We start from the raw sequence: 21,728 nt of genomic DNA, 5'->3' as shown, positions 1-21,728 counted from the left end.
CCTGCGCTGTCACTGACGAGCCTGCGTCACGGAGCGGCCTGCCCGCGACGGCAGAACTACCCACGACATACCTATTTTTGCCACCCCCGCCCAGCGGGGGTGCTGGTCGACGCGGGTTTCACCGTGTCCAGGCCATCAGCACAAACGGGCGGTCGTGGCCGATGGTCGCTCAGGGGCATTGGAGGTCGGCGGTATGACGACGTGCCGGCCTATCGAGGCCGCGCCTGGGGCATCGGCAGCGTCGAGGTCTCGTAGGAAAGCGAGTTGCAGATCTGGGAGGGGGTGCCAGGTTCCGGCGGCGGCGGTGCCCTCGAACCTATGTCCTCGTGCGTGCGGCGCGGGCTGCGCGGCGCGACAGTTCAGCGAACGCGTCACGTAGCGGATCCGGGCCTATGACTTCGATTTCGGTGTCGAAACGTGCCAGCGTCGCCGCGAGTGCGGGCCAGGACCAGGAGCCGGTCAGCAGTCTGGTTCGGGTGGGGCCGAGTTCCTCGATGATGCCGTCGGCGGCGAAGGGGGCCACCTGGGTGGCGGGGAGATCGAGGATCACCTCGCCTTGGCATGGCCAGGAGTTCGCGCCTTCGGAGCCTTTGAACCGAGCGGAGAGGAAGGTCGCGATGTCGCCACCCGGCAGTTGCCGGGGGGTGAAGCGCGGCCCGTTGGGGATACGAAGTGTCATCCGGTCGGCGCGGTAGATACGCCAGTCCGAACGGTGCGGGTTCCATCCGATGAGATACCAGCGTCCACCGCGGAACACGAGGTGATGGGGCTGTACTCGTCGCGGCGGCTGCGGGTCGGTGTCGTGCGGCGGTTCCGCTGACTGGTAGTCGAACCGCAGTTCCTCTCTGGATCGGATGGCCGCGCTCAGCGCGAGCAGGACGTGGGTGTCGATTTGGGGATCGGTCTCGCGCGCGGCTGGTTCGACGGTCGTGATTTCGAGCATGTCGATGCGCTGGCGCAGGCGGGATGGCAGGACCTGGCGGACGGTCGTCAGCGCTTTTGCCGCAGCTTCTTCGATACCCGCCCCGGTCCCGGCCGCGATCCGCAATGCCACGGCCAGCGCGACGGCCTGCTCGTCATCGAACAGCAGCGGCGGCAGTTCGATCCCGGCTTCGAGCCGGTAGCCGCCCTCGGGTCCCTTGACCGCTCGGACGAGGTAGCCGAGCTCGCGCAGGCGATCGACGTCGCGGCGCACCGTGCGTTCGCTGACACCGAGCCGCTGGGCGAGCAGGCCTCCCGGCCAGTCACGGCGGACCTGCAGCAGCGACAGTAGTGAGAGCAGGCGGCGGGAGGTCACCGTCGAGGAGGCGGTCGGCATGGCGGCCAGACTGCCATAGGTAGCGGACGTTCCCTGTCCGGTATTGCTGACAGGGTGGCTCTCGTCGCGGGAAGAACCCGCGTCGAAACCACTTGTGAAGGGACCGAATCACCATGTCGGTAAACGCTGTTGCCCACCTCAACTTCCACGGACAGGCTCGTGCGGCCCTGGAGTTCTACCAGTCGGTGTTCGGCGGTCGACTCGCTGTGGCCACCTACGGTGACTTCGGGATGCTCGCCGAATTGCCGGACGCCACCAAGGTCGTGTTCGGCCAGGTCATCGCCGACAACGGATTCCGGGTCATGGCCTACGACGTGCCCGGTGAGAACGCGCCGGCCGCCCAGGGCGCGCCCACGACCCGCCGCGAGAACGGCACCACCATCACCGCGGAGCCGTTCTTCCTCTCCGTGCGCGGTGACACCATCGAGGAAGTCGGCGCGTTGTGGGAACGCCTCGCGGCCGGTGCGACCCTCATCGAGGAATTCGGTCCGGCCCAGTGGGCGCCCGGCTTCGGGATGCTGCGCGATCGCTTCGGTATCACCTGGATCCTCGACGTCGCGCGAGCAGCCCAGTAACAGTCCCCCGATCGCCGAGCCCGGCCATGACTGGGAGGCCGACCCGATCGCTCTGGACGGAAACCACTCCACGCCACAGGAATTCGTCGACGGCGCTCGCACACGACAAGTGCTCTCCGATGTCCGGTCACAGGGTTCGGTCGGCGTCGCCTCCCACGGCGACGACGTAGTGATCCTCCCCCTGAAAGACACCCCTTCTCGCTGAACCCACCACCTCGCAATGCGGATCCGTTCTCGGCGCATTCGTTCGGACAAGGCCCCACCATGATTTTGCAAGGGCGACAGGCATTCCCGACTGAGAATGGGCAGAGAGCGGGCGGCGAGGCCGGATCGACTGTCGATGCCCCACAAAGGTGCGTCCCACCCGAGTGGGGCACACTTCAGCGCACTCGAGTGGCTCGTCCCGCTTGGCACCCGTCGGTGCAGCTGATGCGGGCTCGCTAATGTGTGGAGATGAGCGATTGGCGCAGTGACCGGATCGGCAGCGCCTTGCGTGGGGCGAATCCAACAGTGATGTGTCGGCTCACGGCCGGGCTCGCCGTCATCGGTGATACTCAGTTCCTGCCCGGCTATTCACTGCTACTGACCGATGATCCTGCGGTGCAACGCCTTTCCGAGTTGTCGCGCCCGCGGCGTGCTGCGTTTCTTGCCGATATGGATCGGTTGGGGGAGGCGGTGGAGCGGGCGTGCACCCGACTGGATCCGGCCTTCCGGCGGGTGAATCTGGAGATCCTCGGCAACACCGATGCCTTCCTGCACGTTCACGTGTGGCCGCGATTCGATTGGGAGCCAGACGATCTGGTGGGCGGCCCGGTGTGGCTCTATCCGCCCGATCGATGGACCGATGAGCGCTATGTACTCGGCGCACGCCATGACCAGATCCGGCAGGCGATCACCGGCGAGCTGCATACGCTGTCCGCTTGAGAACGGCGCGCCCTCGTCAACGTTCGTACCGGGGAGCTTGATGACTAGCCCGACGTTCGGTCTCACGAAAAACTCTTGTCCCGCTTGGTATTCGGGCTTCCTGAAACTGCCTGCCCGGTCCGCCACTCAAAAGATGGAGAGATTTGCCTACGGTGAAAAGCATTCGATAGCAGATCGGACATGAACAGGACCGTCCTGGTAATTACACCGTTTCGGTGACCGATGCTGGGCGTACGAGATACGACGATGCCAGGCCGGGGGGAAATCGGGGTGCGGAATCTGCGGCGGCGCCTGCGAGGTAGATGGAATGTTCATGTGTACATCGACTTCGACTGTGTTGGGCGTGACAATTGGATTGCTGGTAAGAGCGTCCTGGTCGGGAGTCGGTGCGGGCGGAGACGTTTTGCGGCTCGCCAGGCGGTGAAATTGTCGTGCGGTCGGTTGGATGGCCCGGCGGCGGGTTGGAGGAGTCCGGCGCGCACGGCGCCGATCGGTATTGCCGGCGGTGGAGACAGACGTTTTTTGCGTGTGCGGACGACGTGGATTCGGTTCACACGGAAGGAGCTCACGATGCCCACTACTGTTTACGGCGCCGCGACCACGGCGGCCGAGATCGTCGCCGATATCGATCTTCATGGTCGGCGTGTCGTCGTCACCGGCGCGAGTTCGGGGATCGGTACCGAGACCGCTCGTGCGCTGGCCTCCGCCGGTGCGGAGGTGACCCTGGCGGTACGGAATGTAGAGGCCGGTAGGCAGGTTGCGGAGGAGATCGGGGAGAAGCTGCCGGGCGGGGGCGGTGGGGTGCACGTGGCCCGGTTGGATCTGGCCGATCCTGAGTCGGTGGCCGATTTCGGGCGTGCCTGGGACGGGCCGTTGCACGTGCTGGTCAACAACGCCGGCGTGATGGCTCTGCCTCGACTCACCCGCACCCGGGCCGGGTACGAAATGCAATTCGCTACCAATCATCTCGGTCATTTCGCATTGACGACCGGCTTGCACCGGTCGCTGGCGGCCGCGGGCGGTGCCCGGGTGGTCTGCGTGGCCTCGATCGGGCATTTGTTCTCGCCGGTGGTCTTCGACGATCTGCATTACCGGTTCCGCCCGTATGACCGGTGGACGTCGTATGGTCAGTCGAAGTCGGCCAATATCTTGTTCGCTGTCGGTGCTGCACGGCGTTGGGCCGATGACGGTGTCATGGTCAATGCGTTGATGCCTGGCAATATCGCCAGTACCGCGTTGGCGCGTCATATGAGTCCGGGCGACCTCGAGGCTTTCGGGGAGCAGACCGACCTGTCGTTGCCGCCGGTGAAGACGGTCGAGCAGGGTGCCGCGACATCGGTGCTGCTCGCCGCCAGCCCCCAGGTGGAGGGCGTCACGGGTCGCTACTACGAGGATTGCGCTCCGGCACCGAAGATCAGCGAACGCGCCGGCCACACCGGTGGGGTCGCGCCCTATGCACTCGATCCGGACAATGCCGAGCGTCTCTGGCGGGTCTCGGAGGAGCTGACCCGATGATTTCGAGGTTGATCCTGCCAGGAAAGGCTCGATGACGTCGCGAGGAGCAGCAATGACCGCACCAGAGAAGGCCACCGGCGACCTCGGCAAATTCGGCGTTTTCACTTTGTATGGCGCCAGCTCGGGCGGCCCCACCCCCGAGCTGGCCCAGGAAATCGAACGGCTCGGCTACGGCACGTTATGGGTCTCCGGTTCTCCGCCCGCCGAATTATCGTTCGCGGAGCCACTTTTGGAGGCGACAACCTCGCTGAAGGTGGCGACCGGCGTTGTCAACATCTGGTCGGCGGACGCCAAATCTGTCGCCGAGTCGTTCCATCGCATCGAAACCGCCTACCCGGGCCGATTCGTGCTCGGCATCGGGGCCGGTCATCCCGAGCACACCGAGGAATACCGCAAGCCCTACGACGCGCTGGTCGACTACCTCGACGCGCTGGACGAGAACGGCGTACCGGCTGATCGGCGCGTGCTCGCCGCGCTCAGGCCGCGCGTGCTGAGGCTGGCGGCACAACGCACTGCCGGGGCGCACCCGTACAACACCACACCCGAGCACACCGCACAGGCCCGCGACATCATCGGGCCGAACGCACTGCTGCTCCCCGAGCACAAGGTGGTGCTGTCCACCGACACCGACGAGGCCCGCGCGATTGCCCGCAAGGTCATGGCGGAAACGTACAACTACTTCGCCCTCACGAACTACGTGAGCGCCTGGAAGCGGATGGGTTTCACCGACGCCGACCTCACCCGGCCCGGCAGCGACAGGTTCATCGACGCCCTGGTCGCCTACGACACCCCCGACGACATCGCGGGCCGGCTGGGCGAGCATCTGCGGGCCGGCGCCGACCACGTCGTGATCCAGGTGCTCGGCGGGCCCGACAAGCTGTTGCCGACACTGTCCGAGCTGGCCGGTGCGCTGGGGCTGACTCCGCCATAACTTCGTCCTTTCCGGAGCGCCGATCGGGTCCCGAGAGTAGGAGGTATCCGAGTGCGAGTAGATGTGCATGCCCACTATTGGACCGACGACTATCTCGACCTACTGGTCGATCTGGGCAAGACCGACACCGATACTCAGCGCGGCATGGGTGCCGGCGGGGGCACCGAACTCGAGGCGCGGCTGCGGCTGATGGACCGCGCCGGAGTGGATGTGCAGATTCTGTCCGCGGCACCCCGGCTGCCCAATGGCCGCAACCGCGAAAAGGCCGTTGCCGCAGCACGCTTCGTGAACGATCAGTACGCGGACGTGGTGGCGCGCCACCCGGATCGGTTCCTGGCCTTCGCGACGACGCCCATGCCGCATATCGACGAGTCGCTCGCCGAGCTCGGCCGCGCGATCGACGAATTGGGCATGGTCGGAGCCGTCATGAACACCACGGTGCTCGGACGGGCCCTGGTCGACCCGGAATTCGCGCCGGTGTTCGCCGAACTCGATCGCCGTGGCGCGGTGCTGCACCTGCACCCCGCGGGCAACAGCGCGTGCAGTCCGCTGATCGCCGACTACAACCTGACCTGGATGGTCGGCGCGCCGATCGAGGACACGATCAGCGTCATGCAGTTGATCACCCACGGATTTCCGGTGCGCTACCCGAACATCAAGGTGATCAACTCGCATCTGGGCGGAGCCCTGCCGATGCTGTTGCAACGTGCCGACAACCAATACCGTTGGGAGGCACCGCAAACCCCGGACCTGCCGAGCGCTCTGGCCCGCCGGATGTGGTACGACACCGTCGGGCACGGCCATCTGCCCGCCCTGCGTGCCGCCATCGATTCCTTCGGCGCCGACCGACTGATCCTGGGCACCGACTTTCCCTACGAGGCCGACGACATCTTTGTCCGTGCCGTCGACTACATCAACAGCCCCGACATCGCCGCCGCCGATGCGAAGGCGATCCTGGAAACCAACGCCGAACACCTCTACCGCATCTCTCGTCGATATGGCTGAAACTGATTCGGGCACAATCGACTTCGGTCCGGCCCGACCCGATGCTGGGCAACCGGGTGGACGTCCTGACCCACGTCGTGGTCTTCGGCGATGTCAACACCTACCTCAGCGCCGAGCTGTCCGGGCTCGACCTCCGGTATCCGATGCCCGGCGACCACCCACTGCCGGGAGGCCGCGTCCCCGACGCGGACATCAACTCCGCGGCAGGCGACAAGCGGTTCTTCGACCTGCTCGTCACGGCACGCCCTGTCGTGCGCGCCTTGGCGGCGGGTGGGTGTCGTGTTGCCGGTCTCGAAGTGCCCTGGGCAGTCGACGACGGGCCGGACGCCGCGACCGCGCTCACTCATTCGGGTGAGTGCGACAGCTACGCCGACTGCTGCAAAGTGGGAACATGCCGAGCGCCCAGCAACCAACGAAGCGGTTACCGACCGGAAATGGACGCGAGGGAGGTTCGATGACCAGGACGCACATGATCGTGCTGCCCGGCGGTGGATACGCCGAACACGCACCACACGAGGGAGAACCGGTTGCCGACTGGCTGCGCTCCATCGACGTCCAGGCAAGCGTCTTCCGATATCCGCTCAATGTCCGGCACCCGGTTCCACTGAGGGCTCTACGCGCCGAGATCCGGCGCCGACGGGCCGAGGGGGCACAACGAGTCGGGCTCGTCGGATTCTCCGCCGGTGGCCATCTGGCCGGAATGGCGGCGTTGGCGCCCGGCGCGGACACCGACGAAGCGGTTCAGTTCGCCGTGCTCGGCTATCCGATCACGTCGATGGAGACCGAGACCTACCGTCCTTCCCGGCTGATCCTGCTCGGTGCGGATGCGGGCCCGGAACTACGCCGGTCGACCTCGCTGGACGCCCTCGTGACGCCGCAATCACCGCCGTTTTTCATCTGGCACACCGCAGAGGACGCCTACGTACCGCCCGAACACACCTACCGTCTGGCTTCCGCATTGGCTGCGAACGACGTGCCCCATACAGCGCACGTGTTCCCGCATGGCCCCCATAGCCTCGGCCTGGCACGCGGTGCCGGTGACGCCGCGATCTGGACCACGCTGGCCCAACACTGGATCCATGAACAAGTGAGAGCCTGATGCGTTTGTTCAGTTGCCGCAGGAACTGATCAGGACCACCTGACGATCATGCGGCATGGCCGGCGTGGCGGCGGACGCGCGGGCCGCCACGCCGCACGGTGAAAATCGGTGTACCGGAACACCTTCGGTGAGCTCGCGTGATCCCGGATAATCGACGCACGGCGATCAGGAAGGCAGGTCCGTCATGACTGCCGTTGAGCCTCTGAACAATCCACTGTCCATGATGGCCCGGGTGGCCTGGCAGACGATCCTCCTCACCGGCATCCTGTCGGCCGTCCTCGGCGTGTTGATCCTGGCCTGGCCCTCTCCGACCCGGCGGTCCCGGCTCGTGGCTGGCAGGTCGTCTTCGGACTGATCATCGTGGCGGGTGGCATCGTCCTGATCGTGTCTCCATTCGCCTCCATCACCGCCCTGGCCCTGGTCACCGGCTGGTGGCTGATCGTGCTCGGCGTCATGGCGGCCATCCATGCCGTCCAAATGCGCCGCGCCACCAGCTGACCGCGGGCTCATACGAATTCGCGGCGCTGCGCGATGCCGAGGGCGGCCCAGCCCACCGGGACGTTGAGCCAGAAGCTGAGCAACCGGTAGACGAGCACGGCCGAGGTGGCCGCGCCGGCGGCCGCCCCGAGCGCGGTGAGTCCCGCGATGAGCGCGGCCTCGAGCGCGCCGAGCCCGCCGGGTGTGGGCGCGGCGTTCGCGAGCAGGCGAGCGCCGATGTACACCGCGCCCACCTGTACGAACGGCAGGCCGACGCCGAACGCGTGCAAACACAGTGCCAGACCGGCCATTTGCACGAGCGGCAGACCGAGCCCGCCCACCACACAGCGTGCGAGCTTGACCGGGTCGGCGGCGATCGCAGCGATCGCGTCGGCCGCAGAGCGCAGGAACCGCCAGACCTTCTCGCGCAGGAACCGCCGGCCCGGCCCGGTCATCGCCACACCCACCCCGGCAACAATGAGGACGAGCAGGACCGGCGCCAGCTCGCGGGTGGTGGGCAACTGCAGATGCACCTGGCCGCCGCGTCCGGTCCAGGCGAAGAAGACGACGGCCACGACCACCGAACCGAGCCCATTGAGCAGAGTCTGCAACCCGACCGAGGCGGTCGCCGCCCCGGCGTCGACTCCGGCCTTCTGCAGGAACCGCAGATTCAGCGCCATGCCCCCCACATTGCTCGGAGTTATCCGGTTGAGAAACGAGGCAGCGAACTGGACTGTGTAGTTGGGCAGGAACGGCAGTCGCTCCGGAATCGTGCCGGATTGCAGCATCGTCGAGAAGAGTTGTGAGACAAAGGTCGTCGGCAGGGCGGCCAGGATCCACCACCAGTCGGCAGTGCGCAGGGCAGCGACAGCGGCCCCGGCGTTCGACAGCTGCGGCAGGATCAGATGCAGGACCAGAAATCCGCCCGCGAGACCCAGCGCCTGCTTCCACGTGAACCGGGCGAGCGGCGCGGGTTTCTGCTCCGGGGCATTCGTTGCGGATCGCACGTGCGTGGCCAGGTCGCGCAGCAGGCTCGGGCGTCCGCCCGGATGTAAGGTCCGGCGTCGCTCCGACGCACGCGCGGCGCGTGTTTCGGCTCGATCCCGGTCGGTGACCGCGCGCCGTGTCGCGCTCGTCAATGCCAGCGGCTGGAGATATGGCATGACGCTGGCCAGCCGCTCCGGACCGAGTCCGGTGAGCGCGGCGGCGACGGCACGCTCCGGTCCGACCTGAATCGCGGTGGCGGCCAGCAACTCCGCCACATCGGACCCGAGTTGTCGTGTCGTCGCCGCGAGCCGTCCCCGGGCGAAGGCGGTCAGTCGGATGCGTCCATCCGGTGTCACCAGCACATGGTCGGGCCGCAGGGCGCGGTGGGCGATGCGATGCTCCTGCAAGCGCGCGACCGAGGTCCAGACGTCGGTGAGCAGCGCATCGGAGGGGTTCCGCAGGGTGGTCGTGGTGACGGGAGTGGTGGCCAGCAGCGCACCGCCTCCGGCGACCGGGTAGGCGATGGCCGGCTCGACCACCCGCGCGCCCGCGCGGTCGGCAGCCACCAGCATGAGCAGCTCGTGTTCGGTTGCGGCCAGAGGTGTTTGGGCGACATCGCCGGGTTCGCGCAGCAGGAGCCACCGCGACCAGCGCCGGAACAGGTCTCGACGCTGGTCGTCACCCGCGAGCACCCGGATGGTGAACGCCGGGCCGGAGGTTTCGGCGAGATACAGCACCCCTTCACCCGGGATGCGTTCGGCGGCAGGGAGTTCGGTGAGGCAGGTGACAGGTATCCCGCAATCGACGAGCGCCGCCGCGACGGCTCGAGCCGAGGGCCGGTCATCGGGTGCGCCGCCGATCAGCAGGATCGCGGATCCGGCGACCGCACCGATGGCCGGCGCAGCCACTGCCTCGAGCGGGAGGATCGAGGCGGTGGCGGCGCTCAGAATCGCGCACCACATCGGCAGCGCCCACACCGCGCGCCGTCCGCGTGCCGGGAGCCAGGGTCCGGCGGCGACGGCGGCCGCCGCGCATCCGGCGAGGTAGATCATGGACGGCCAGCCCGCGGGAACGAGGCCGCCGCGCCCGGCCAGAACGTCGGGCCACTGTCCCGGCCTGCTTCCCGCCAGCGCGAGATCGCTGAGCAGCCAAGCGATCAGCACGCCGAGCCCGGCCGCGGGAAGTATCCGCGCCAGCGCGTCCCAACGCTGCCGGGTACGGACCGCCCACAGCGCGGTCAGCGGTGCGGCGATGGCGACGACCTGCACGATTCCCACGAGCGCATCGCGCAGTCCCGGGGGCAGCGCGGTCACGGCCTGCAGCAGTCCCTGCTGTGAGGTCTGCGCGAAATAGCGTGTCGCGGTGGCCAATACGACCGTTGCCGTCAGTACGGCGAGGGCTGCTGTCAGTCGAAGGGCATCGGCCGCGCGGCGGACGTCGCCCGGTGGCGGGGCGTCGATCACCGGCGGGACATCGGCGACGGTCCGGGTCGGCATGCAAACGCCCCTTTCACGGTGCTGCGGCCGGTTCTCATCCTTGCCGTCCCGGCCGCGATTCGCAGGGCTTCAGTTGTTCGGTGAGCTCGCTACCGGCTGCGGCATCATGGCCTGCCACAGCGGGGTCGGATCGCCGTGGGCGGCCCGGCGGAATTCCTCCCAGTACCAGTCCTGGCCGAGCAGTTGCTTGAGGCGGGGGATCGCCTCGCCGTCGGGGCCACTGTAGTAGCGGACCTTGCGGGTGTTGCCGTCGGTCACCATGCGGAAGATCACGTCGGCGGTGAGGGCCGGGTCGGAGCGGACCAGGTTCAGCGATCCGAAACGTGTCATCGAGTCCAGATATTCGGCCGGGACGTCGGTGGCGCGGTCGACCTTGTCGAAGATGCGGGTGTCCATGTTGCCGGGCAGCAGCGCCTTGACGACGACCCCGAATTCGGCGAGTTCGGTGTGCAGGCCCTCGCTGAGCGAGACGACCGCGGCCTTGGACGCCTCGTACACGGAGGTGTACGGATACCCCTGATCGGCGCTGATCGAGCCGACATTGACGATCACGCCCGAACCCTGCTCGCGCAGGATCGGGATGAACGCCTTGTTGAGCGCGATGAGCCCGAACACGTTGGTCTGGAACTGCCGGTGCGCCTGGTCCATGGTCGTGGCCTCCAGCGGTCCGGTCTGGCAATAGCCGGCGTTGTTGACCAGGGCGTCGATGCGGCCGAACTGCGCGAGCGCGAGTTCGCCGAAGGCCAGGTCGGCGTCCTCGTCGTCCACGTCGAGCAGCAGGGTCGAGACATTGTCGATTCCCTTGTGCACGTCCAGATCTGATTCCTTGCGGACCGTCGCCACGACATTCCATCCGGCCGCGGCGAACCGCTCGACGCTGAGACGTCCGAAGCCGCTCGAGGTGCCGGTGATCACGATGGTGGGCTGGGACATTGCCACTCCTCACTGGTGGGTGCTGGTGAAACGAAGGGGCCTTCGAACCACTGGAGTTAGTACAACACTGTTTCGTTAATAGCGCAACAGTGTTGCGCTAGGATGCTGTCATGAGTCCGACCCCACCCCTGCGTGCCCGCAGTGCCGAGGCCAAACAGCAACGTGAACAGGCGATTCTCGATGCCGCGCGGACGCTCGCCGGTGAGCGCAGCGTGCGTGAGGTGACGCTCACCGATATCGCCGCTGCCGTCGGCATGCACAAATCCGCCATGCTGCGCTATTTCGAGACGCGGGAGCAGATCTTCCTGGCGCTCACCGCCGAGGGTTGGCGGGATTGGTCGGCCGAGGTCGGGACCCGGCTGGGCGAATCGGCCGATCGCGATCCCGGGGCGATCGCGTTCGCACTGGCGAGTTCGCTCGTCGCGCGCCCGCTGTTCTGCGACCTGCTCGCGCAGGCCCCGATGAACCTCGAACGCAACGTCTCCCTCGAGGCCGCCTACGCGTTCAAAACCGAGGTGCTCGCCGAAGTCGCCACTCTGGCAACCGCATTGCGTCAACTGCTGCCGATCACCGAAATCGCGGCGACCGATGTCGTCTCCACGGCCACCAGCATGGCCGGGGCGCTGTGGCAGATGGCCGCGCCCGGTACTGGCCTGCGCGCGCTCTACGAGTCCCGCCCCGAACTGTCCCACGCCGTGGTCGACGTCGAACCGAAACTCACCCGCATCCTCACCGCCCTGCTGATCGGACTCGAAACGGGAGCGTGACCGATGGTCCTTCCGAGATTGGGACGGGCGCAACGGAATTGAATACGGGAGGTGCCGGGTCCGGATCGCCGTCGTCTGCTCATGTCCCGTGGATCGGCTCGTCGGGTCTCGCGAGCTCGGTCTGACGCCACCGGCCCGGCGGTTGCCCATGATGGCGGCGGAAGGCGGCGGCGAAGGCGTTGGGTGAGGTGTATCCGGTGCGGTCGGCGATCTGGGCGAGGGTCAGCTCGCCGGTACGGAGATGGTCACGAGCAAGGGTCATTCGCCATTCGGTGAGGTACTGCACGGGTGGTTGGCCGAGTGCGCGTTCGAAGTGCCGAGCGAATGCAGGACGTGAAAGCCGGCTCAGAGCGGCCAGTTCGGGCACCGTCCATGGATGACCGGGGTCGGAGTGGATGGCGTGCAGTGCTGGGCCCAGCCGGGAATCGCCGGCCGCTCGGTACCACGCGGGGGCTGTCGGGTCCTGTTCGAAGCAGGCACGTATCGCCAGCACCAGCAGCACGTCGAGAAGCCGGTCGAGGACGGTTTGCTGTCCGGGGGCCGGTCCGCTCAGCTCGCGCGACAGCATGGCGATGACATCGTGGAGGGGATCACCGGCGGTGGTGCGCAGGAGCAGGATCGGGGGCAGGGTCCGGATCAGGCCGTGGCCGACGTCGCCGGCGAATCGATATGCGCCACACAGGAATACCGTCGCATTCCGGAGGTCGGCGTGCTGGTCGCCGGTGTGGAGTTCGCGGAAGCGTTCCGGTGAGATGCAGGCTGCTCGGGCTTCGTGGGCGATGTGGTGGTCGGGGCCGCCGCGGACCAGTGCCAGGTCGCCGGGAGTCAGTTCGATCGCGTCCGTGTGATCGTCGAGCCACAGCCATGCGCGGCCCTGTACGACGGTGTGCGCGGTGAGCTGGATGGTGCCGGGCAGCCGCAGCCCCCACGGCGGCTGGGCGACCGAGCGAGCGAAGACCCCACCCGACGCGCGGGCACACGCCAAATGGTCTTGCAGAACATCCACTTGATGAGAGTATCTCATCGTAATTAGAGCGTTTCGCGCATTGATAAGCTCAATCGACGCCGCCAGGATGATCGTATGAAGAATCCGACTGCTATCACCCTCGTGCTCGGCGCCACCGGCAAGACCGGTTCGCGCGTGGCGAGCACGCTGCGCGCGGCTGGGGTCGGGGTGCGCACCGCGGCCCGAACCGGCGCCGACGTGCGCTTCGATTGGGACGACGCCCGCACCCATACACCGGCACTGGCGGGCGCCGAACGGGTCTATCTCGTCGGTCCGGTCGGGCGCATCGACTTCGCCGGGCAGGTCTCGGCGTTCCTGGATCGGGCCGAGGTCGCCGGCGTCGGTCACATCACCTATCTCAGCGCCTACGGGGTCGACGCCGCGCCACCGGAAATGGCCACGCGCAGTGTGGAACTCGACCTGATCGGTCGTACGGGCCTCGGCCACACGATCCTGCGCCCGGCGTGGTTCATGCAGAACTTCAGCGAAACCTTCCTGGCTCCGGTCAACGGTGTCATCGCGGTCCCCACCGGCAACGGCGCGGAGGCGTTCATCGACGCGGACGACATCGCCGCGGTCGCGAGCGCGACCCTCGCCGATCCGGCCGCGCACGCGGGCGCGCAGTACACGCTCACCGGTCCCGAAGCGATCACCGTCGCGGACGCGGCCGCCATCATCAGCCGCGTCTCGGGCACCACGGTGACTCATCTCGACATCGACCGCGACGAATGGATCGCCGCCGCCATCGCGGGCGGAATTCCGGACGAGTATGCGTCGGTACTGCGCATGCTGACCGAAACCATCGCATCCGGACATGGTTCCCGGCCCACCGGTGATGTGGAGAAGGTAACCGGTTCGGCGCCAACGGACTTCACCGATTTCGCTCACCGCACGGCAGCAGCCTGGAGTAAGGAGACAGCCCGATGACCCGGATCGCCAATCTCGAGGATTTCCGTGCCCTGGACCCGTTCTTCCGAATCATCGAGCAAGGCGTCGACGGCCTCGTGGACGGCGACCATTTCTTCGACATGCTCGCCGAGGACGTCGTCATCGAATACGTGATCACTGTTCCCGGCTATCCACGACGGGTGGTCGGCCGGCAAGCCATCGCCGACCTGTATCGCCCCTACGGCGAGACCTTCGTCCTCGACCGCTGCCACGACCTGGCCGTCCACCACGACAAGGACACCGGCGTGGTCGTTCTCGAATACGCATCCCAGGGCCGTACCGTCGCCACCGGTGCCGCCTACGCCAACCGCTATATCTCGGTGCTGACCATCGCCGATCGCAAGATCGTGCACTGGCGCGACTACCTCGACCCGCTGGCGGTCTTCGACGCCATCGGATGGCCCACCGCCTCCTGAGGTCTCCCGGCAATGATCTTCGCGCACAACGAAACTCGAGCAGCCGCTCGAATTCTCTCGAGCGTCTGCGGAAGCTCTTCCCGCTGTTCGGGGCCGGCTACGCCCCCTGGCAGGATTTCGCGGCGGTGCGGATCACATCGATCACCAGGCCGGGGTGGGACAGCATGGGGACATGGCTGCTGTCCACCTCGTAGGTGCTGGCGTTCATGCGTTTCGCGCAGAAGCGCTCCAGCTCAGGGTGCACGGTGCGGTCGTTCCTGGCCACGATGTACCAGCTCGGCTTCGACTTCCACGCGGTGCCTGCTACCTGCTGGTCGAAGAGGTCCGCGGTGGGGACACCCTGGGTCGCGAGCACGAGTTGCTGCTCCTGTTCGGAGAGATCGCCCGCGAAGTACTCGATACCGTCCGGCCGCAACCAGATTCGACCCTCGGCGATCTCGATGTGCGCGAACAGCTCCGTCGTGGGGAACTTGGCCTGCAGACCTTGCGACGTCTCGTCCTCGTCCGGGGCGAGCGCGGCGATGTAGACGAGTCCCGCGACCCGGTCATCGGTCCCCGCGGCCGTGATGACGGTGCCGCCGTACGAGTGACCGACGAGGATGGCCGGACTGCTGACCCGGCCCAGCGCCCGCTTGACCGCGGCGACGTCACCTTCCAGGGTGTCGAGGCTGTTCTGCGTGGACACCACCTCGTGTCCCTCCGCCTGCAATGTGGGAATCACCTTGCTGAAGCAGGACCCGTCGGCCCACAAGCCGTGAGCGAACACGATGCTCGGTGTGGTCGGCGTCGACATGATGCGCACCCTTCCTCGGCACGGATCAGCCGGATCCGCACCGCACTAGGTTGGTTCTCCGTCTTCGAGCCGTGACGGCCGGATCGGCCCCACAGCCACCATCGTCCTCCCGCGAACCACGCTGGGCCGAGCTTTCGCGAGGTTTTGTCCGATCGGTTGGCGTTATGGTCGGGTCTTCAGCCCGAGAGCGGGTACGAGTCGGCGGCGCAGATAGCCGCGCAGGCGTTCGGAGTCCCTGGTGGCGGGGGTGTCGAATTGCAGGATCGAGATGAGGAATCTGATTGTCGTTTCCGCGATTTCGTCGAGGTCCAGTTCCAGGTCGGGCTCGTATCGGCGGATGGGTTCGAGGTAGTGCCGGGCCAGCCGCAGCGACTCTGGTGTCATCAAGGTGGCGAGCCACTCGGCGTCGGCGGAGTCGGCCGAGGACAGGGCGGTCCGCTGGGTGTCACGCAGTAGTCGCGCGCCCGCGACGGTGGCCTCCACTACGAAATCCGCTGCCGTGGACGCATGGCTCGCCTCGTCGACGATGTGCTGGAACAACCCGGCCGAGACATGCGTCGCGGCGAGTTCGATCAACTCTTCGCGGCCGCTGAAGTGTGCGTAGACGGTCGGTCGTGAGACCCGCGCCTCGGCGGCGACCACGCTGATCGACGTGCGCGCGCGACCCAACCGGATCAGGCATCGGGCCGCGGCCTCGACGAGCCGCTGCCGCGCGCCGGCGCCGTCCATGGGTGGATCCCCACCCCAGGCCAACTTCGGAGCTGTCACGGTGGGTCATCCTAGGTGCTTTACAGATTTATCTAGAAGTGTATAGCTTGTAACACATGGCTGAGTCGCTCTCGTCCGTGGATCTCACCGATCTGGACAACTTCGCCGCGGGCTTCCCGCACGGCCTGTTCGCCCTGCACCGCACCGAATCTCCCGTGTACTGGCATGAGCCCACTGCGCACACTCCCGATGGTGAGGGGTTCTGGTCGGTGGCGACCTACGCCGAGACCAAGGAGGTCCTGACCAGTCCCGCGACCTACTCCTCGGAGACCGGCGGCGACCGGCCCTACGGCGGCACCGTGCTGCAGGACCTGCCGATGGCGGGCGTGGTGTTGAACATGATGGACGATCCGCGGCACTCCAGGATCAGGCGTCTGGTGTCGAAAGGCTTGACGCCCAGGACGGTTCGCAACCTGGAAGAGGATCTGCGGGCGCGTACCGGGCGCTTGCTGGACACCGTCGTCAGTGGCGGCGACCACGACTTCCTCACCGAGATCGCGGCCGAGCTTCCGATGCAGGCGATCTGCTTCCTGCTCGGCATCCCCGAGACGGACCGTCACCGCCTGTTCGGGCTCATCGAGCATGTCTTCGACCTTCCCGACGGCCAGGACTACCTGACCATGAGCCCGGAGCGGACGGCGGCAATGGGCGAACTCTACGAGTACGGCTTGGCGCAGATCGCCCAGCGCCGGGCGGATCCGGGCGCGGACATGCTGTCGCTGGTCGTCCACGCGGAGATGCCGGACGAGGACCCGCCGCGCCTGTCCGACGAGGAATTGCGATCGTTCTTCAATCTGCTGTTCTCCGGCGGCTCCGACACCACCCGCAACGCCATTGCCGCCGGACTCCTCGCGCTGATCGAAAACCCTTCGCAGCTGGCCGAATTGCGTGACAACCCGGAACTGCTGCCGGTCGCCATCGAGGAGATCGTCCGCTGGACCGCGCCGTCTCCGTCCAAGCGCCGCACGGTCACCCGCCCTGTCGAACTGGCCGGGCACCGGCTGCAGCCGGGCCAGAAGGTATTGGTCTGGGAGGCCTCGGCCAACCGTGACGAGCTCCGATTCGACCATGCCGACCGCTTCGATATCCATCGAGATCCCAACCCGCACTTGGGATTTGGCCAGGGCATCCATTTCTGCCTCGGGGCTCATCTGGCCCGGTTGGAGATGCGGGTCGTATTCGAGGAGCTGTTCGCCCGCTTCGACGGCTTCGAACTCGCCGGACCGGTCGAGTGGACACGCAGCAGCCGCCACACTGGACTGCGTCACCTGCCGCTGCGCATGACCGCACGCTGACCGAATCCATTGCCGCCCTGCGGTACTCGCCGGCCAGACCCTCGCGAAGAAGAAAGTTGTTTCCATGGGCAAAGCTCGACAACTCGCCGACCGCTATGTGGACAGGGTCAACGCCGGTGACCTCGACGGCATCGTCGCGCTGTTCGCCGGCAACGCCGAGCTGCTCAATCCGTTCGGGCATTTCGCCGGTGCCGAGCAGATTCGCGGCTTCTACGAGAAGACCATCCTCGCGGTGACTCCCAGGGTCACCGCCGCCGGGTGGATCGAGCAGGACAACCGAATCGCCTTCGAACTCCAAGCGCGAGTCGACGGCTACGACGCGGTCCAATACGCCATGGACCATCTCACCGTCGCAGCCGACGGCGGCCACATCGCACGCATGGCCCTCTACTACCGTCAACTTTCGCAGTGACCCCGGACTCGACGAAATAGATTGCACAAGTGGAGATTCCGCGTCTGAGCGATGTGCTCAGGGGGAGCTGGGGCGCGTGTCGGTCCAGTCGACCATGAGGTTGCGTTCGGCGAACAGCCAGACGCCGTCCTGCTTGACCATGGTGTCGAGGTAACGGATCCAGGCCGTCATGATGGTGCGGGACCCGCCCTCGTTCTCGGTCACCGGATCAAAGGCTAGCCCAGGGACCATCCCGGCAATCGGCAGTGGCGGCTCGCGCGGCCGGGGACCATCCGCTGTAAAACGGAATGGGGTTGCCGGGCTGTCAGATTGCTCGTGTGCGTGCTGCGATGCCCTGGTTCTGGAAGATCTGGTCGTAGTAGTGGATGACCAGGGGGTGAGTGAGCATGGCCTCGAAGGTGGCGGTGAAGCCGTGTTCGGTGCGCCAGCCGAGGTAGTCGGTGTAGTTGTGCCGCTCGGTCCATTGGGTCAGGCCTGCGACGTGGTCGGCGTCGTCCCGATCGCGCAGGATGCGGATTTCTTCGCACCCTTCGTGTTCGAGGCTTTCTCCCAGAATGTCCAGCAGTTGCGCGACGTCGTCGCCGCGGCCGGGCTGGGCAAAGAATTCGGCGGTGACCAGTGTGCTCATGGAATACTCCTGCAAGGTGTCGGCTGCTGACGTGGGCGCGGTTCAGTAGGGGGCCGGCTGGTTGTGCACGATGATCAGGGAAGTGATCTTGCCGTCGGCGGTGGTGAAGTAGCTGGTGAGTATCAGTTCGTCGGGCACATTCGTTTTTTCGTACTGCCCGTCGTAGCGTGCCCGCACGATCGTCAGGCCAGGATGGGGACGACCTCTGCCACCTCCATGGTGACCTTGTCGCCGACCAGTTCGTGGCGCGCCCAGGCACGGATGGACGGGGTGCCGGCGAATTCTCGGCGTACGTCGTTGACCAAGGCGTCCTCGGCGAAGGTGGCCACGATGGCATCCAGGTCGAAGGCGTTGACCGCAGCGATATGGGCAGCGACGACCTCGGGCAGTGCGTCGGCCGGGACGGTGGCGTTCATGGGAACTCCTTCGATGGTCTCGGGGTGGAACGGTGCTCACCGAATACGTTGGGCGCTACGGCAACCGGAGAGTCAACGGTGATCTCCTGCTGGACCCTCCGGTCGGGGGAGGGTTGATACTGGCAGTCATGCAGACAGGGCTGACGGTCGGCGAGTTCTCTCGGGTGTCGCATCTGAGCATCAAGACGCTGCGGCACTACCACGACGTGGGGTTGCTCGCGCCGGCCGAGGTCGCCCCGGACACGGGCTATCGGTACTACTCCCTCGACCAGGTGCCCACGGCGCAGGTGATTCGTCGCCTGCGGGATCTGGAGATGCCCCTGGCCGATGTGAAAGCCGTGCTGGCCACCCAGGATGTGACCACTCGCAACGAACTGATCAGTGCGCACCTCGCACGGTTGGAAGACAGGCTCGCTCAGGCCCAGAGCGCCGTGGAATCGCTACGCGAGCTGCTGGTCCGGCCCGAGCGCGGGCCCACGATCGAGTACCGGACGGTTTCGGAGCTCCCGGCGATCGGGATCCGCGAAGTCGTCGACCGGCACGACGTGCTGAGCTGGTGGCAGGGTGCCCTCGGCGAACTGCACGGCTTCGTCACCGCCCAGCGCCTGCACTGCACCGGCCCGATCAGCGGGTTGTTCGCGAGCGAGCTGCTCGTGGACGAGCGCGGTGAGGCGATGGTGTTCATCCATACCGACCCGGACGTGCGCCCGGTCGGCCGGGTCGGCCCGTTGGTCGTGCCCGGCGCGGAACTCGCGATCGCTGTCCACCATGGCCCCTTGGACACCATCGACCTCACCTACGGCGATCTGGGCAGCTACGCGGCACGTCACGAGATCGGCGTCGACGGCCCGCTGCGCGAGTACTACCTGCGCAGCCCCTTGGACGTGGCCAGCGCGCAGGACATGGTGACGGAGGTCGGCTGGCCCATCTTCCGCTCCAACCGCTAGCGGCGGACAGGCCAGTCGGGGCCGAGGCTGCGCAACGTCCGATCCTGGTGTGGCAGTCAGTGTTCCGCCACGCGGCCCCCGCCCCAATGCCGCCGTACCACGCCTGGCAGCGGCGCGGTGGCCACCAGCAGCAACAGTGACCACAGCCCGACGTGCGGCACCGCGACCGCCACGACCAGGGCCGCACCCGCGGCGGCGACCGGAAGCCACCGGCTCGCCAGATCCACCGCCGTCAACTCGTCGGTGTCGATGAGCAGACGGGCGCGGAACAGCAGCCATTCCTCGATTCGCGCCACGGCCATCGCAAAGATGATGACGCCCACATAGATTCCGATGGCCAGTCGGTCGTCGTGGTGAGCGTAGACGTCGAGCACGGTGGCCACCGGAATCGCGACAATCGCGATCAGCCACAACATGTTCACGCGAATCAGCAAGGCCGTGTACCCCGTGGCACGTTCGAACAGGCGATGATGATCCCGCCAGAAGGCGCTGATGACCACGAAGCTGATCCCGGCGGCTGTCAGCGCATAGCTGTTGTCCGCCAGGAACTTCGAGGTGCTCGAGTCCGCAACGCCGCGTGCGCTGTCGACCAACGGCAACGCGATCAGCGTTATCGCAATGGCCACCACGGCATCACTGAAGAAGACCAGCCGCTCCAGCCCGCGCTCGCTGTGGTCCGGACCCGACGAGGCGTGTTTCCGATCGCTCACTCCGCCGACTGTAGAGCCGCATCCGAGAGGGCGGCCACATTTGTGCGCTGCCCTGGAGAAGCCACCCGATTCCAATCCACAACGCCAGCAGCAGAATAGATTCCAGCGCGCCCCGGAAACAGCCACATTGGCGTCTGTGAACTCGATCTGAAACAACCCCGGCCATGGAATGTCGGTGAGCCATATGGCAGCGGTCGCGGGCAGTTCGCATACATGGTCTCTCCGCGTTGCGCTTCCGTGGAACATGTGTGGCACTTGCTCGTTTCGCGGCGCGGAAGAAAGCCGCGACTCGATGAGAATCCGGGGCCCTCAATTCTCATAGGAGTCGCCGGCATTGCGATCCCGCGCCGCCCTGGCCCGGGCTCAGGTCCGCGGTCGGGAGCGCAGCGCTGGCCCGAACTGAGTAATTCGATGACAAGTAGCTAACGGTTGGCGCGGTTAGCGGGATATCGGCCGGGAGCATTCGGATGGCAGAGGGTGCTGCGCAACGTCTAGCGTGGCCACGGATTTGCCAGGTGCGCATGGAATTCGGCATTTCTTCCCGATCCGGCCGTGCCTGCCGCTTAAGCTATCTACGCCGTACGACAAATGCTCGATGCAGAGAAGCTTTGAGTCCAGGAGGTGCGGAATGCCGGAAGCCAGTCGTTGGTGCCGCTCACGTCCACTATTGATTGCGAGTTTTTTGCCGGTTGCCGTCATCCTCGGAACCGGAGTCGCCGCGGCATCCCCGGATGGCACCGCGCCGCCACCGGCCGCGCTACCCACGACAGCGGACTGGCTACCGCTGAGGCAATTCCCGCAGGGGCAGGATCCGTTCGCGCTGCCGACCGAACTCGCTCCGCTCGTCCAGTCGCCGGTCGGCGTCGCGCCCGCGGTCGATAGGAGCAGCGGCGATCCAGCCATCGGCCCGGCGAATCCGCTTGCCGCCGCGGGTTGGACCGGAATCGAGAATGCGGACGCGGCGGATTTGATGCCCCCCGTGGATCAGCAACCGGTCCAGACGTTCTGCGCGTACCTCCCGGTGGATCCCCAGCGATGCTCCGTCGCCGTGGTCGACGCGGGCGTCGGTGCGGCAATCGGTGCGGGCCTCGGCGCGGGAGTGTCCGCGCCCATCGTGATAGGTGCGGCCCTGGTCGGGGCCGCCGTCGGGTTCGTCGTCGGTATCCCGTTCCTGCCAACCGGTTTGGTTGTCGGCCCGCTCCTCGGCGCGGCGGTCGGCGTGGCCGTCGTCGCCGGACCGGCCGCCCTGCTCGGTGGGGCGTTCGGGGCGTCGATCGGGGCGATACTGGGCCTCGCTTCGCCCCTCCCGCCGCCGGGCGGCCCGACCGACGGATCCGGCGCGCCCGTCACTTCGCCCTGAGG

Annotated in this window: 27 protein-coding genes; 16 read left to right on the top strand and 11 right to left on the bottom strand. The window is 66.7% G+C overall.

What is annotated here, in order from left to right:
• Positions 1-316: 316 nt before the first annotated feature.
• Entirely contained in the window at positions 317-1,318 is a 1,002-nt protein-coding gene (locus tag ACWEQQ_RS42325; protein WP_452352196.1) for a helix-turn-helix transcriptional regulator, read from the bottom strand.
• A gap of 113 nt (positions 1,319-1,431) precedes the next feature.
• Here ACWEQQ_RS42325 and ACWEQQ_RS42320 point away from each other — a divergent pair, with 113 nt between their 5' ends.
• The 9 genes from ACWEQQ_RS42320 to ACWEQQ_RS42280 all read left to right on the top strand — a co-directional run bounded on the left by ACWEQQ_RS42320 (position 1,432) and on the right by ACWEQQ_RS42280 (position 7,865).
• Positions 1,432-1,893, top strand: a complete 462-nt coding sequence (locus ACWEQQ_RS42320; RefSeq protein ID WP_452352195.1) for a VOC family protein — start codon at positions 1,432-1,434, stop codon at positions 1,891-1,893.
• 453 nt (positions 1,894-2,346) lie between these two features.
• Entirely contained in the window at positions 2,347-2,817 is a 471-nt protein-coding gene (locus tag ACWEQQ_RS42315; RefSeq protein WP_452352194.1) for an HIT family protein, read from the top strand.
• 570 nt (positions 2,818-3,387) lie between these two features.
• A complete protein-coding gene (locus ACWEQQ_RS42310) occupies positions 3,388-4,332 on the top strand; it encodes an SDR family NAD(P)-dependent oxidoreductase (protein WP_452352193.1) in 945 nt (314 codons plus the stop codon).
• Between the two features lie 52 nt (positions 4,333-4,384).
• Positions 4,385-5,263: an LLM class F420-dependent oxidoreductase gene (locus ACWEQQ_RS42305; protein ID WP_452352192.1), complete on the top strand. Its 879-nt coding sequence runs from the start codon at positions 4,385-4,387 to the stop codon at positions 5,261-5,263.
• A gap of 51 nt (positions 5,264-5,314) precedes the next feature.
• A complete protein-coding gene (locus ACWEQQ_RS42300; RefSeq protein WP_452352191.1) occupies positions 5,315-6,268 on the top strand; it encodes an amidohydrolase family protein in 954 nt (317 codons plus the stop codon).
• Positions 6,269-6,324: 56 nt separating this feature from the next.
• A complete protein-coding gene (locus tag ACWEQQ_RS42295) occupies positions 6,325-6,726 on the top strand; it encodes a hypothetical protein (protein WP_452352190.1) in 402 nt (133 codons plus the stop codon).
• Positions 6,723-7,367 carry an alpha/beta hydrolase gene (locus tag ACWEQQ_RS42290; RefSeq protein WP_452352189.1) on the top strand — a complete coding sequence of 215 codons (645 nt, stop codon included), beginning with the start codon at positions 6,723-6,725 and terminating at the stop codon, positions 7,365-7,367. Before ACWEQQ_RS42295 ends, ACWEQQ_RS42290 begins: the two co-directional genes overlap by 4 nt.
• Before the next feature lie 184 nt (positions 7,368-7,551).
• On the top strand, positions 7,552-7,722 hold the full coding sequence (locus tag ACWEQQ_RS42285) for a hypothetical protein (protein WP_452345257.1): 171 nt from the start codon (positions 7,552-7,554) through the stop codon (positions 7,720-7,722).
• Positions 7,723-7,751: 29 nt separating this feature from the next.
• Positions 7,752-7,865 carry a DUF308 domain-containing protein gene (locus ACWEQQ_RS42280; protein WP_452345256.1) on the top strand — a complete coding sequence of 38 codons (114 nt, stop codon included), beginning with the start codon at positions 7,752-7,754 and terminating at the stop codon, positions 7,863-7,865.
• 8 nt (positions 7,866-7,873) lie between these two features.
• Here ACWEQQ_RS42280 and ACWEQQ_RS42275 read toward each other — a convergent pair whose 3' ends face one another.
• On the bottom strand, positions 7,874-10,327 hold the full coding sequence (locus ACWEQQ_RS42275; RefSeq protein WP_452352188.1) for a flippase-like domain-containing protein: 2,454 nt from the start codon (positions 10,325-10,327) through the stop codon (positions 7,874-7,876).
• A 69-nt stretch (positions 10,328-10,396) separates the two neighbouring features.
• Positions 10,397-11,260, bottom strand: coding sequence for an SDR family oxidoreductase (locus ACWEQQ_RS42270; RefSeq protein WP_452352187.1), 864 nt, complete (start codon positions 11,258-11,260; stop codon positions 10,397-10,399).
• Positions 11,261-11,370: 110 nt separating this feature from the next.
• On the opposite strand from ACWEQQ_RS42270, the gene ACWEQQ_RS42265 reads away from it, so the two are divergent.
• On the top strand, positions 11,371-12,027 hold the full coding sequence (locus tag ACWEQQ_RS42265; protein ID WP_452352186.1) for a TetR family transcriptional regulator: 657 nt from the start codon (positions 11,371-11,373) through the stop codon (positions 12,025-12,027).
• 79 nt (positions 12,028-12,106) lie between these two features.
• Here the strand turns inward: ACWEQQ_RS42265 and ACWEQQ_RS42260 are convergent, their stop codons facing one another.
• A complete protein-coding gene (locus ACWEQQ_RS42260; RefSeq protein ID WP_452352185.1) occupies positions 12,107-13,033 on the bottom strand; it encodes a cupin domain-containing protein in 927 nt (308 codons plus the stop codon).
• 75 nt (positions 13,034-13,108) lie between these two features.
• On the opposite strand from ACWEQQ_RS42260, the gene ACWEQQ_RS42255 reads away from it, so the two are divergent.
• Entirely contained in the window at positions 13,109-13,960 is an 852-nt protein-coding gene (locus ACWEQQ_RS42255) for an NmrA family NAD(P)-binding protein (protein WP_452352184.1), read from the top strand.
• On the top strand, positions 13,957-14,397 hold the full coding sequence (locus tag ACWEQQ_RS42250) for a nuclear transport factor 2 family protein (RefSeq protein ID WP_452352183.1): 441 nt from the start codon (positions 13,957-13,959) through the stop codon (positions 14,395-14,397). Before ACWEQQ_RS42255 ends, ACWEQQ_RS42250 begins: the two co-directional genes overlap by 4 nt.
• Positions 14,398-14,494: 97 nt before the next feature.
• Here ACWEQQ_RS42250 and ACWEQQ_RS42245 read toward each other — a convergent pair whose 3' ends face one another.
• Positions 14,495-15,190 carry an alpha/beta fold hydrolase gene (locus ACWEQQ_RS42245; RefSeq protein WP_452345249.1) on the bottom strand — a complete coding sequence of 232 codons (696 nt, stop codon included), beginning with the start codon at positions 15,188-15,190 and terminating at the stop codon, positions 14,495-14,497.
• Positions 15,191-15,352: 162 nt separating this feature from the next.
• Positions 15,353-15,958, bottom strand: coding sequence for a TetR/AcrR family transcriptional regulator (locus tag ACWEQQ_RS42240; RefSeq protein WP_452352182.1), 606 nt, complete (start codon positions 15,956-15,958; stop codon positions 15,353-15,355).
• A gap of 56 nt (positions 15,959-16,014) precedes the next feature.
• On the opposite strand from ACWEQQ_RS42240, the gene ACWEQQ_RS42235 reads away from it, so the two are divergent.
• Both ACWEQQ_RS42235 and ACWEQQ_RS42230 read left to right on the top strand, forming a co-directional pair.
• Positions 16,015-17,253: a cytochrome P450 gene (locus tag ACWEQQ_RS42235; protein WP_452352181.1), complete on the top strand. Its 1,239-nt coding sequence runs from the start codon at positions 16,015-16,017 to the stop codon at positions 17,251-17,253.
• A gap of 64 nt (positions 17,254-17,317) precedes the next feature.
• Positions 17,318-17,665 carry a nuclear transport factor 2 family protein gene (locus tag ACWEQQ_RS42230; protein ID WP_452345246.1) on the top strand — a complete coding sequence of 116 codons (348 nt, stop codon included), beginning with the start codon at positions 17,318-17,320 and terminating at the stop codon, positions 17,663-17,665.
• Between the two features lie 57 nt (positions 17,666-17,722).
• Here the strand turns inward: ACWEQQ_RS42230 and ACWEQQ_RS42225 are convergent, their stop codons facing one another.
• From ACWEQQ_RS42225 to ACWEQQ_RS42210, 4 genes are all read right to left on the bottom strand, one after another.
• A complete protein-coding gene (locus tag ACWEQQ_RS42225; RefSeq protein ID WP_452352180.1) occupies positions 17,723-17,869 on the bottom strand; it encodes a hypothetical protein in 147 nt (48 codons plus the stop codon).
• Between the two features lie 100 nt (positions 17,870-17,969).
• The gene (locus tag ACWEQQ_RS42220; RefSeq protein WP_452352179.1) at positions 17,970-18,293 is read right to left on the bottom strand and encodes a putative quinol monooxygenase; all 324 of its coding nucleotides are present in this window, start codon (positions 18,291-18,293) and stop codon (positions 17,970-17,972) included.
• A gap of 42 nt (positions 18,294-18,335) precedes the next feature.
• Entirely contained in the window at positions 18,336-18,470 is a 135-nt protein-coding gene (locus ACWEQQ_RS42215; RefSeq protein ID WP_452352178.1) for a hypothetical protein, read from the bottom strand.
• A gap of 5 nt (positions 18,471-18,475) precedes the next feature.
• Positions 18,476-18,709 carry a hypothetical protein gene (locus ACWEQQ_RS42210; protein WP_452352177.1) on the bottom strand — a complete coding sequence of 78 codons (234 nt, stop codon included), beginning with the start codon at positions 18,707-18,709 and terminating at the stop codon, positions 18,476-18,478.
• 128 nt (positions 18,710-18,837) lie between these two features.
• On the opposite strand from ACWEQQ_RS42210, the gene ACWEQQ_RS42205 reads away from it, so the two are divergent.
• Entirely contained in the window at positions 18,838-19,656 is an 819-nt protein-coding gene (locus ACWEQQ_RS42205) for a MerR family transcriptional regulator (protein ID WP_452352176.1), read from the top strand.
• A 56-nt stretch (positions 19,657-19,712) separates the two neighbouring features.
• Here the strand turns inward: ACWEQQ_RS42205 and ACWEQQ_RS42200 are convergent, their stop codons facing one another.
• Positions 19,713-20,366, bottom strand: coding sequence for a TMEM175 family protein (locus ACWEQQ_RS42200; protein WP_452345241.1), 654 nt, complete (start codon positions 20,364-20,366; stop codon positions 19,713-19,715).
• Between the two features lie 979 nt (positions 20,367-21,345).
• Here ACWEQQ_RS42200 and ACWEQQ_RS42195 point away from each other — a divergent pair.
• Positions 21,346-21,726: a hypothetical protein gene (locus ACWEQQ_RS42195; RefSeq protein WP_452352175.1), complete on the top strand. Its 381-nt coding sequence runs from the start codon at positions 21,346-21,348 to the stop codon at positions 21,724-21,726.
• The last annotated feature ends 2 nt before the right edge of the window (positions 21,727-21,728 follow it).

The sequence above is a fragment of the Nocardia sp. NPDC004123 genome (assembly GCF_053603795.1).
This window is presented reverse-complemented; position numbering and strand designations above follow the sequence as displayed.

Excerpts from the sequence above, each read along its gene's own strand:
- ACWEQQ_RS42325 (WP_452352196.1), bottom strand. The coding sequence starts at position 1,318 with ATGCCGACCGCCTCCTCGACGGTGACCTCCCGCCGCCTGCTCTCACTA.
- ACWEQQ_RS42320 (WP_452352195.1), top strand. The coding sequence starts at position 1,432 with ATGTCGGTAAACGCTGTTGCCCACCTCAACTTCCACGGACAGGCTCGT.
- ACWEQQ_RS42315 (WP_452352194.1), top strand. The coding sequence starts at position 2,347 with ATGAGCGATTGGCGCAGTGACCGGATCGGCAGCGCCTTGCGTGGGGCG.
- ACWEQQ_RS42310 (WP_452352193.1), top strand. The coding sequence starts at position 3,388 with ATGCCCACTACTGTTTACGGCGCCGCGACCACGGCGGCCGAGATCGTC.
- ACWEQQ_RS42305 (WP_452352192.1), top strand. The coding sequence starts at position 4,385 with ATGACCGCACCAGAGAAGGCCACCGGCGACCTCGGCAAATTCGGCGTT.
- ACWEQQ_RS42290 (WP_452352189.1), top strand. The coding sequence starts at position 6,723 with ATGACCAGGACGCACATGATCGTGCTGCCCGGCGGTGGATACGCCGAA.
- ACWEQQ_RS42285 (WP_452345257.1), top strand. The coding sequence starts at position 7,552 with ATGACTGCCGTTGAGCCTCTGAACAATCCACTGTCCATGATGGCCCGG.
- ACWEQQ_RS42275 (WP_452352188.1), bottom strand. The coding sequence starts at position 10,327 with ATGCCGACCCGGACCGTCGCCGATGTCCCGCCGGTGATCGACGCCCCG.
- ACWEQQ_RS42270 (WP_452352187.1), bottom strand. The coding sequence starts at position 11,260 with ATGTCCCAGCCCACCATCGTGATCACCGGCACCTCGAGCGGCTTCGGA.
- ACWEQQ_RS42265 (WP_452352186.1), top strand. The coding sequence starts at position 11,371 with ATGAGTCCGACCCCACCCCTGCGTGCCCGCAGTGCCGAGGCCAAACAG.
- ACWEQQ_RS42255 (WP_452352184.1), top strand. The coding sequence starts at position 13,109 with ATGAAGAATCCGACTGCTATCACCCTCGTGCTCGGCGCCACCGGCAAG.
- ACWEQQ_RS42250 (WP_452352183.1), top strand. The coding sequence starts at position 13,957 with ATGACCCGGATCGCCAATCTCGAGGATTTCCGTGCCCTGGACCCGTTC.
- ACWEQQ_RS42245 (WP_452345249.1), bottom strand. The coding sequence starts at position 15,190 with ATGTCGACGCCGACCACACCGAGCATCGTGTTCGCTCACGGCTTGTGG.
- ACWEQQ_RS42235 (WP_452352181.1), top strand. The coding sequence starts at position 16,015 with ATGGCTGAGTCGCTCTCGTCCGTGGATCTCACCGATCTGGACAACTTC.
- ACWEQQ_RS42230 (WP_452345246.1), top strand. The coding sequence starts at position 17,318 with ATGGGCAAAGCTCGACAACTCGCCGACCGCTATGTGGACAGGGTCAAC.
- ACWEQQ_RS42220 (WP_452352179.1), bottom strand. The coding sequence starts at position 18,293 with ATGAGCACACTGGTCACCGCCGAATTCTTTGCCCAGCCCGGCCGCGGC.
- ACWEQQ_RS42210 (WP_452352177.1), bottom strand. The coding sequence starts at position 18,709 with ATGAACGCCACCGTCCCGGCCGACGCACTGCCCGAGGTCGTCGCTGCC.
- ACWEQQ_RS42205 (WP_452352176.1), top strand. The coding sequence starts at position 18,838 with ATGCAGACAGGGCTGACGGTCGGCGAGTTCTCTCGGGTGTCGCATCTG.